At 70.7% G+C, this 3,001-nt stretch carries 3 protein-coding genes; 1 reads left to right on the top strand and 2 read right to left on the bottom strand.

Features of this window, described 5'->3' with window-relative positions:
• Positions 1-206 precede the first annotated feature (206 nt).
• Together NON00_RS24325 and NON00_RS24320 are read right to left on the bottom strand one after the other, a co-directional pair.
• Positions 207-1,292 carry an SMP-30/gluconolactonase/LRE family protein gene (locus NON00_RS24325; protein WP_256025382.1) on the bottom strand — a complete coding sequence of 362 codons (1,086 nt, stop codon included), beginning with the start codon at positions 1,290-1,292 and terminating at the stop codon, positions 207-209.
• A 46-nt stretch (positions 1,293-1,338) separates the two neighbouring features.
• Positions 1,339-2,148 carry a class I SAM-dependent methyltransferase gene (locus NON00_RS24320; protein ID WP_256025381.1) on the bottom strand — a complete coding sequence of 270 codons (810 nt, stop codon included), beginning with the start codon at positions 2,146-2,148 and terminating at the stop codon, positions 1,339-1,341.
• Positions 2,149-2,188: 40 nt separating this feature from the next.
• On the opposite strand from NON00_RS24320, the gene gloB reads away from it, so the two are divergent.
• The gene (gloB, locus tag NON00_RS24315) at positions 2,189-2,920 is read left to right on the top strand and encodes a hydroxyacylglutathione hydrolase (protein WP_256025383.1); all 732 of its coding nucleotides are present in this window, start codon (positions 2,189-2,191) and stop codon (positions 2,918-2,920) included.
• Positions 2,921-3,001: the final 81 nt, after the last annotated feature.

Raw genomic sequence — 3,001 nt, 5'->3', positions numbered from 1 at the left:
GTGAAAACCTGATTGTCGCTGCTCTCCACCATGCCCAGAACATGGGAACAGCATTCAAGCTCTAACAGGCCTTAGAAAAAGAGGTTCTTTTTTGGAAAAAAGAAACAAAAAACTTTTTCCGGTTCAGCGTCCCACCCTGCCGGCAAACCACGGCAACCCGGCAAAAGAGCCCCACCGTGCCGGGAGACAGCGGCAGCCTGAAAAAACTAACAGAAATGGGCGCCGCGGGCTTCGACGGGGAGCATGTAGAGCGATTGGCTGGCGGTCATGAACAGGATGTTCCGCCGCGTGCCGCCGAAGCAGACATTGCTGCAAATCTCCGGCAGGCGGATCTGCCCGATGCGCTGGCCGTCAGGGGCAAAGATATGCACCCCGTCATAGCCCTCCCCCACCCAGCCGGCGGAGGACCAGACATTGCCCTCCGTATCGCAGCGGATGCCGTCGGCGAGGCCCGATTTTCCGTCCAGCGTCATGTCGGCGAAAGTGCGGGGGTTGCGCAGCGTGGCACCCTCCACGTCATAGGCCCAGATGATGTTGCGCGCCTCGGCGTAATGGCTGCTGCCCGTGTCGGCCACGTAGAGAATTTTGTAGTCGGGGCTGAAGCAGAGGCCATTGGGCTTGAAGGGCTGGTCCGCCACCTTGGTCACGGCGCCGCTCTGGCCGTCGATGCGGTAGACGGCCTCCTTGATGAAGGGGCGGGGGCTGCCCGTCTCGTGGCGCTGGCCCTCATAGTCCATCAGCGCGCCATAGCCGGGGTCGGTGAACCAGATGCTGCCATCGCCAGGGTGCACCACAACGTCGTTCGGGGCGTTGAATGCGCCATCCGGCCCGCGCGCGGCCAGCACGGTGATGCGCCCGTCCGGCTCATGGCGCGCCACGTCGCGGTGCAGGTGGCGCATGGAGATCTGGCGCCCCTCGCGGTCGAAGGTATTGCCGTTGGTGAAGCCCGACGGGCTGCGGAAGCGGCGGGAGACGTGCAGTTCCTCCTCCGTCAGGCGCAGGCATTCGTCATTCGGGATGTCGGACCAGATGAGGAAGCGGCCAGTGGCGTGCCAGGCCGGCCCCTCGGCCCAGCCAAGGCCGGTATGGACGCGGCGGATGGCGGCATTGCCGAGCTTCGCCCTGAAGCGCTTCGGGTCCAGCACCAGAACGTCGGGGTCGGGGTAGCGCAGCGGCGGCGCGCCGGGGCCATAGTCGCGCTGCGCGGCGGCGGGGGTGGCGCCGGCGAGCAGACCGCTGGCAAGCATCCCGCCCAGGACGGCCCGCCGCGGCGGGGTGGCGATCTGGAACATTGTTGTCCTCCCAAAGCAGCCGGATTCGCGCCGGCCTTGGGCGGAACTATAAGCGGGGCGCCGATTCGCGCCGCATCGCCTCCTCGCGAGCAGCCCAGACGGCCTCCGGCACCAGCACCCGCCGCCCGGGGCGGAGGGAAAGCGCCTGCGCCGGCATGACGCCGTACATGCTCTTGCGCGCCTCCACCATCACCACCCCGGCGAAGCGCGGCGCCAGGGCGCGGCCCGTGCCCTCCCACAGCGCGGCGGTGCGCAGCAGCAGCCGCGCCTGGAAAGGCGGCGTGAACAGCGCCGTGTCGCGCCGCTCGGCGGTGAAGAGGTTGCGCTCCAGCAGGCGGGAGAGCTGGCCGGTGGAATAGGGCCGCCCCTGGCCGAAGGGCGTGCTGTCCCGGTGCGCCCAGAGGCCGCGCCGGTTGGGCGCGACGATCAGCGCGCGCCCGTCATCCTTCAGCACGCGCCAGACCTCGCGCAGCATGCGCCGGTCATTCTCCGCCCCCTCCAGCCCATGCACCAGCAGCACGCGGTCGAAGCTGAGATCGGGGAAGGGCAGCGCCCCATCCTCCACCCGCGTGGTGAGGGAGGGCGCGCCGGGCGGCCAGGGGACGGTATCGGTCTCCGGCAGGGCGGCGGAGAGGATGCGCGCCGCCCCCTCCCGCCACAGCCGCAGATAGGGCCCGGCATGGCCGAGGCCGAGCACCTCCATCCCCGCCAGCTCCGGCCAGAAGCGCAGCAGCCGCTCCCGCAGCAGGCGCGCGGCCACCAGCCCGAGGGGCGAGGCATAGAAATCCCGGTGCCCGTGGTTGTCCGCGTGGACCTCTGGCTTCATGCGTTGGATATAGGCGCTTGTTCGCGGCATGACACGCCCCGGCTGGGGCGTCATCAAGGAGAATCCGCCCATGGCCGTCACCGTCCAGGCCGTGCCCTGCCTGTCTGACAATTATGCCTGGATGCTGCGCGACGCCGCCACCGGCACCGTGGCGATCTGCGACCCCGGCGAGGCCGCGCCCGTCATCGCCGCGCTGGAGGCCGCCGGCGGGCGCTGTGACATCATCCTCCTCACCCACCACCACCCGGACCATGTGGACGGGGTGGAAGGCGTGCGCGCCCGCTTCGGCGCGAAGGTGATCGGCGCCGCCGACGACGCCCACCGCCTGCCGAAGCTGGACCAGGCCGTGGCGCCGGGCGACACGGTGGCCATCGGCGCCACCACCGGCGCGGTGATCGACAGCCCCGGCCATACCCTCGGCCATGTCGCCTACCACTTCGCGGAAGGCGGCGTGCTGCTCTGCGGCGACACGCTCTTCTCCCTCGGCTGCGGCCGGCTGCTGGAAGGCACGGCGGAGGACATGTTCCACGCCCTCGCCCTGCTGAAGCCGCTGCCGGATGAGACGCTGGTGTGCTGCGGCCATGAATACACCCAGAGCAATGCCCGCTTCGCCCTGACGGTGGAGCCGGAGAACGAGGCCCTGCGCGCCCGCGCCGCCGCGGTGGACGCCGCCCGCGCCGCCGGCCAGCCCACCCTGCCCGTCGCCCTGGGGCTGGAGAAGGCCACCAACCCCTTCCTCCGCGCCGCCACCGCCGCCGAGCTGGGGCGCATCCGCAGCGCCAAGGATACCTTCCGGGGCTGAACCTTGGGGGGGGGGGGGGGGGGGGGGGGGGGGGGGGGGGGGGGGGGGGGGGGGGGGGGGGGGGGGGGGGGGGGGGGGGGG

The sequence above is a fragment of the Roseomonas sp. GC11 genome (genome assembly GCF_024437745.1).
Lineage (GTDB): Bacteria > Pseudomonadota > Alphaproteobacteria > Acetobacterales > Acetobacteraceae > Pseudoroseomonas.
The sequence above is the reverse complement of the archived record's forward strand: the minus strand, read 5'-3'. Positions and strand labels throughout refer to the sequence as shown.